Raw genomic sequence first — 6,432 nt, 5'->3', positions numbered from 1 at the left:
GAGAGGGTATTTCAAAGGAAGGAGAAATACTCGATATGGCTTCTGGATTAGACATCATTAAAAAAAGCGGCTCCTGGTATTCTTATAATGAGGAGAGGCTTGGACAAGGTCGCGAAAATGCAAAACAATTTTTAAAAGAAAATGAAGATATGATGGCAGAAATTCATGATGCAATTCGTCAACATTACAATCTGGATGAAACAAAAGAAGATGAATCTGCTGAAAAAGCCGAAAAACCAGAGCAGGAAAGTTTAGACTTTTAAAGGAAAAATAGAGTGATGTACTTTGGAAAACCTTTGCTACTCATGTTTCATCAGCAGAGGTTTTTTGCTGTATAATATGAAAAAGTATTTTCATTGAATGAGAACTTGTGACGTTTCCTTGACATTGGGTTTGTGGACAATTAAAATTAATATGTATAATTTTATATTTCCTATTATACATTTACTATTTTTTTCATTTGAATATGGTACATGCCGACAATAATGAAGTGAAAATTTTATAGCAATAGGAGGTGAAATCATGGACAATCCTTTAATCATCTCCATTTTGCTTGCCTTAATCCTAATCGTCGGTATTGTTGTTGGTTATCTGATTCGTAAATCTATTGCAGAAGCTAAGATTTCCAGTGCAGAAACTTTAGCAAAACAAATAACTGAAGAAGCACGTCGAAATGCAGATGCCGCTAAAAAAGAGGCACTTCTTGAAGCGAAGGATGAAAATCATCAACTTCGTCAGCAGTCAGAAGAAGAATTACGTGAACGACGACTAGAAATACAAAAGCAAGAAAATCGTCTGATGCAAAAAGAAGAAAGTCTAGATAGAAAAAGTGAAATGCTTGATAAGCGTGAATTAATGTTAGAAGAAAAGGAGCAATCACTAGCAGAAAAACAACAACAAATTGAAGAAATGGAAAGCAAAGTGGAAGCTATGTTACAGAAGCAGCAAACTGAGCTTGAACGCATTTCAGGATATACAGCTGACCAAGCAAAACAGGTTATTTTAGATAAGATTGAAAAAGAAGTTTCACATGATGCCGCTCTAATGATTAAAGAAGCGGAAAATCATGCCAAGGAAGAAGCTGATAAAAAGGCAAAAAATATTCTTTCATTAGCCTTACAACGCTGTGCTGCAGATCACGTAGCTGAAACAACTGTATCTGTTGTGAATCTTCCCAATGATGAGATGAAAGGTCGTATTATTGGTCGTGAAGGTCGTAATATAAGGACGTTGGAGACGTTAACAGGTATTGATTTAATCATTGACGATACACCGGAAGCGGTGATTTTGTCCGGTTTTGATCCAATACGTAGAGAGACAGCACGTATTGCACTTGAAAAACTCGTCCAAGATGGCAGAATTCATCCAGCAAGAATCGAAGAAATGGTGGATAAAGCTAGACGTGAAGTTGATGAGTATATACGTGAAGTTGGTGAGGAAACGACGTTCGAAATTGGAATACATGGTCTACATCCAGATATGATTAAAATTCTTGGCCGTCTAAAATATCGTACAAGCTATGGTCAAAATGTGTTAAAGCATTCTACAGAGGTCGCCTACCTTGCTGGTTTGCTTGCTGCTGAACTAGGCGAAGATGAAAAATTAGCAAGAAGAGCTGGTTTACTTCATGATATTGGTAAAGCAATTGATCACGAAGTAGAAGGTAGCCACGTAGAAATAGGTAAAGAGTTAGCAATAAAATATAAAGAACCGGAAGTGGTAATTAATTCAATTGCTTCCCACCATGGTGATGAAGAGGCTACTTCTATTATTTCTGTTTTAGTTGCTGCAGCTGATGCATTATCTGCTGCTAGACCTGGAGCAAGAAGTGAGACGCTGGAAAACTACATTAAACGTTTAGAAAAACTTGAGGAAATTTCAGAATCTTTCTCAGGAGTCGAAAAATCATTTGCTATTCAGGCTGGAAGAGAAATCAGAATTATTGTAAAGCCTGATGAAATCGATGATATTGAATCTGTTCGTGTTGCTAGAGACATTCGAAAACGGATCGAGAACGAGCTCAACTACCCAGGTCATATAAAGATAACAGTCATTCGAGAAACTAGATCAGTTGAATATGCAAAATAAAGATTTAATTTTCTTAAAAAGCGGTCATTGTACCGCTTTTTATTTTTAAGGCAGGATTTTGACAATGTAAATTCCTTATGAAACACTATGAGTAATCAATGAAATAGGGTGATTAACAAAATGAAAATTTTATTTATTGGAGATGTAGTAGGTTCTCCGGGCAGAGATATGGTGCATGATTACTTACCGAAATTAAAGGAAAAGTACCGTCCAAACATTACCATTATTAATGGAGAGAATGCCGCTGCAGGAAAAGGTATTACAGAAAAAATATATAAAGAATTTCTTGAACATGGTGCCCAAGTAGTGACATTGGGAAATCATACATGGGCAAAAAAAGAAATCTTTGAGTTTATAGAAGATGCAAAGTACATGGTTCGCCCAGCTAATTTTCCACAAGATACTCCTGGTAAGGGGAGCGTTTTTATTAATGTAAACGGAACGGAAGTGGCAGTTATTAATATACAAGGCCGCAGTTTTCTCGACCCATTGGACGATCCCTTCCGTAAAGCTGATGAAATCATCAAGGAAGCAAGAAAGCGAACAAATATCATTTTTCTCGATTTTCATGCTGAAGCAACAAGTGAAAAACAAGCAATGGGAATGTATGTTGATGGGCGTATAAGTGCAATGGTTGGAACACATACACATGTGCAAACTGCAGATGAGCGTATTTTGCCAAAAGGTACAGGCTATATAACAGATGTTGGAATGACCGGACCTTATGATGCAATATTAGGTGTTGAAAAAGAAGCAGTAATGAAGCGGTTTTTGACTAGTTTACCCGTGCGTTTTGAAGTCGATAAAAAGGGAAGAGCCCAATTAAATGGTTGTTTAGTTACTATTGATAAAAATACTGGGAATACCAAAAAAATAGAACGCATATTAATTAACGACGATCATCCTTTTTTTAGTTGATGTTTACTATTTGAATTTTTAGAATTATTGATGCATAATTAGGTAATAAGCCATCATCTCCAAGAATATAGTAGCAGTAGAACTACATTAGCAAATGAAGGAGGAACTAGTAATGGACATATTAAAAGTTTCAGCAAAATCAAATCCTAATTCAGTCGCAGGTGCACTTGCAAATGTTCTACGTGAGCGTGGATCAGCAGAAATCCAAGCAATTGGAGCGGGTGCAATAAACCAATCTGTTAAAGCGGTAGCTATTGCGAGAGGGTTCGTAGCACCTAGTGGAGTTGATTTAATTTGTATTCCAGCTTTTACCGATATTATGATTGATAATGATGAACGTACTGCAATTAAATTAATTGTAGAACCTAGGTAAGTCAATCTAAATGAGGCTATCTCAAAAAAAGAGTCGTTTCCCGCAACAGAAGGAATCGGTCTCTTTAGAGATAGCCTCATTTTAATTTTGGTTTATGACAAATTTAGTACCTTTATTTAGGCTGTGTAAGTCATGTATTGTTAAATTGTTGGATAAGCTTTATACTGTATTAATGTATATTGAATTGAAGGTGAATGTAAGTTTTAGATAAAGAAAGGAGTTTCATGTATGAATGAGCAACAGCGAAAAGAAATGTCGCAAATCATTCAAGGAGATGCCGCGGACAGAAAATCCGGTCAGGACAAACCATTAAAAGAAAAAACGAGTGAAGATTTCGCGAAATATTTCGAAACAACCTATGAACCGCCGAATCTTAATAAGGCACGCAAACGTGGACGTGATGAAATAAATGTTCATTATAATTTTCAAATTCCAGAAGATATAAAAAACATCGGTAACGGGAAAAAATTTCTTATCCGTACCTATGGCTGCCAAATGAATGAACATGATACGGAAGTGATGGCAGGAATCTTAACCGAAATGGGATATGAGTCAACATCAGACACAAAGGAAGCCGACATTATCTTATTAAATACTTGTGCAATAAGAGAGAATGCTGAAAATAAGGTATTTGGTGAAATAGGCCATTTAAAACCGCTTAAACTGGAAAAACCAGACCTAATTTTAGGTGTATGTGGTTGTATGTCACAAGAAGAATCGGTAGTTAATCGGATTATGCAAAAACATCAGCATGTCGATTTAATATTTGGTACACATAACATTCATAGACTACCGCAGTTAATTAAGGAATCAATGTTTAGTAAAGAAGCGAATGTTGTTGAAGTGTGGTCTAAAGAAGGAGATATTATTGAAAACCTTCCGAAAGTGCGCCACGGTAAGATAAAAGCATGGGTGAATATTATGTATGGATGTGATAAATTCTGTACGTATTGTATTGTTCCTATGACGCGCGGAAAAGAGCGGAGCCGCAGGCCAAAAGATATAATTCAAGAAGTACGTCATCTAGCTGCACAAGGGTATAAAGAAATTACGTTACTCGGTCAAAATGTGAATGCTTATGGAAAAGATTTTGGGGATATTACGTATGGTCTGGGTGACCTTATGAATGATATTCATAAAATAGATATTCCAAGGGTTCGTTTTACAACCTCACATCCAAGAGATTTTGATGATCGTTTAATTGAAGTGCTTGCTCAAGGTGGTAATTTACTTGATCATATTCACCTACCTGTTCAATCTGGCAGCAGTGAAGTGCTTAAACGCATGAATCGCAAGTATACAAGGGAATCTTATCTAGAATTGGTGTCAAAAATACGTAAAGCAATGCCCAATGCAACACTTACAACAGATATTATTGTTGGTTTTCCGAATGAAACAGAAGAGCAATTTGAAGAAACATTGTCTCTTGTTGAAGAGGTCGGTTTTGAGTCGGCATATACATTTATATATTCACCTCGTGAAGGGACACCTGCAGCTCGCAAAAAAGATGATGTTCCAATGGAAGTGAAAAAGCAACGTCTATACCGTTTAAACGATCTTGTAAACAAACAGTCAGCAGAGGCGATGAAAGCCTATAAAGATAAAGTAGTAAAAGTGCTAGTGGAAGGGGAAAGCAAAAATAACCCAGATGTACTTGCTGGCTATACGGAAAGAAATAAACTGGTAAACTTCAAAGGCCCTAAGTCATCAATAGGTCAAATTGTTGATGTGAAAATAACGGAAGCCAAAACATGGTCTTTAGATGGTATTATGGTAGAAAATACAGTAGAGGTGAATCACAATGGCTGAATATACAAGGAAAGAAATTTTAGACGAAGCTAAAAAGCTAGCAAATATGCTCGCAAACACGGAAGAAATTGACCGTTTTAAACAAGTGGAAGCGAAGATTAACGAAAACAAAAAAGTTCAAAGTCTTATTAAAAAAATAAAAGCATTACAAAAACAAGCAGTTAACTTTCAAGCATATGAAAAAACAGAAGCATTAAAAAGAGTAGAGACAGAACTTGATCGTCTCCAAGCTGAAATTGATGCAATCCCAGTAGTACAAGAATTTAAGGAAACACAATTAGTGGTGAACGATGTATTACAACTTGTTACAGGTACAATTGCAAGGGAAGTAACGAACGAAGTAATTGAATCTACAGGTGGAGACATTCTTGCGGGTGAAACAGGATCCAAGAAACAAAACAGTTCGGCTTGTGGTCAGTGATTTCTCCATTTAAATAGATATAAATTGAAAAGCCGAGTCGGGAAAGGAACTTCTGACTTGGTTTTTCTTTTGTTTGAAGCCGAAAACCAGTATTAATATTAAAAAGTATACCTTCTTTCTGTTTTCATGGAATCATTTATGCACTTTAGGTATTTGTCTTGCATAAAATGACTATGACAAAAGAGGAGGTAAGCATAATATGAGTTTCCACGATAAAGAATATAGAGAAGTCATTACGAAAGCGGTAATTGGAAAGGGAAAAAAGTTTACAAAAGCAACCCATTCCATTTCGCCATCACATCAACCGTCAAGTATACTTGGTTGCTGGGTAATTAATCATTTGTATAATGCTAAGAAAAAATCAGAGGACACAGTAGAAATTAATGGAAGTTATGACATAAATATTTGGTATTCGTACAATGATAATACAAAAACGGAAGTAGTTACGGAAAGAATTACCTATTGCGATTATGTGCCGTTATCAGTAAAGGATGATAATTGCCTAAATGATGATTATGAAGTAATTGCGAAGGTTGTACAACAGCCAAATTGTTTAGAGTGTAAAATTGCTAAAAAAGGGCATAAGATTGAGGTAGAAGTTGAACGGGAATTCCTTGTGCAAGTGATTGGCGAGACAAAAATTTGGGTTAAAGTGGATCCGCATGGATATCATCGGAAGTACGAGGATGATGAGTGGGATTACGAATTAACAGAAGATGAACTTGATGATGTTAATCCGCATTTTATTGGCGGGAGAAGAGACTAAGAAAATTACGAGGGAACTTTCTCTCGTAATTTTTTTGGTTTTTATAAAGCTCTATGT

General features: G+C 36.1%; 6 protein-coding genes and 1 pseudogene. All 7 read left to right on the top strand.

What is annotated here, in order from left to right:
* Positions 1-263 (top strand): annotated as a pseudogene (locus GZ63_RS0113535) (recombinase RecA); the annotation flags it as partial.
* Positions 264-522: 259 nt separating this feature from the next.
* On the top strand, positions 523-2,088 hold the full coding sequence (gene rny / locus GZ63_RS0113530) for a ribonuclease Y (protein ID WP_029270426.1): 1,566 nt from the start codon (positions 523-525) through the stop codon (positions 2,086-2,088).
* Positions 2,089-2,208: 120 nt separating this feature from the next.
* Entirely contained in the window at positions 2,209-3,006 is a 798-nt protein-coding gene (locus GZ63_RS0113525) for a TIGR00282 family metallophosphoesterase (protein ID WP_029270424.1), read from the top strand.
* Positions 3,007-3,118: 112 nt separating this feature from the next.
* Positions 3,119-3,379: a stage V sporulation protein S gene (locus tag GZ63_RS0113520; protein ID WP_029270422.1), complete on the top strand. Its 261-nt coding sequence runs from the start codon at positions 3,119-3,121 to the stop codon at positions 3,377-3,379.
* A gap of 228 nt (positions 3,380-3,607) precedes the next feature.
* Entirely contained in the window at positions 3,608-5,188 is a 1,581-nt protein-coding gene (gene miaB / locus GZ63_RS0113515) for a tRNA (N6-isopentenyl adenosine(37)-C2)-methylthiotransferase MiaB (protein ID WP_029270420.1), read from the top strand.
* The gene (locus GZ63_RS0113510) at positions 5,181-5,609 is read left to right on the top strand and encodes a RicAFT regulatory complex protein RicA family protein (protein WP_029270418.1); all 429 of its coding nucleotides are present in this window, start codon (positions 5,181-5,183) and stop codon (positions 5,607-5,609) included. The genes miaB and GZ63_RS0113510 overlap by 8 nt, the downstream gene beginning before the upstream one ends.
* Positions 5,610-5,808: 199 nt before the next feature.
* Positions 5,809-6,375, top strand: a complete 567-nt coding sequence (gene cotE, locus GZ63_RS0113505) for an outer spore coat protein CotE (RefSeq protein ID WP_029270416.1) — start codon at positions 5,809-5,811, stop codon at positions 6,373-6,375.
* Positions 6,376-6,432 lie beyond the last annotated feature (57 nt).

Source organism: Virgibacillus alimentarius (assembly GCF_000709085.1).
Classification (GTDB): Bacteria; Bacillota; Bacilli; order Bacillales; family Amphibacillaceae; genus Virgibacillus_B; species Virgibacillus_B alimentarius.
This window is presented reverse-complemented; position numbering and strand designations above follow the sequence as displayed.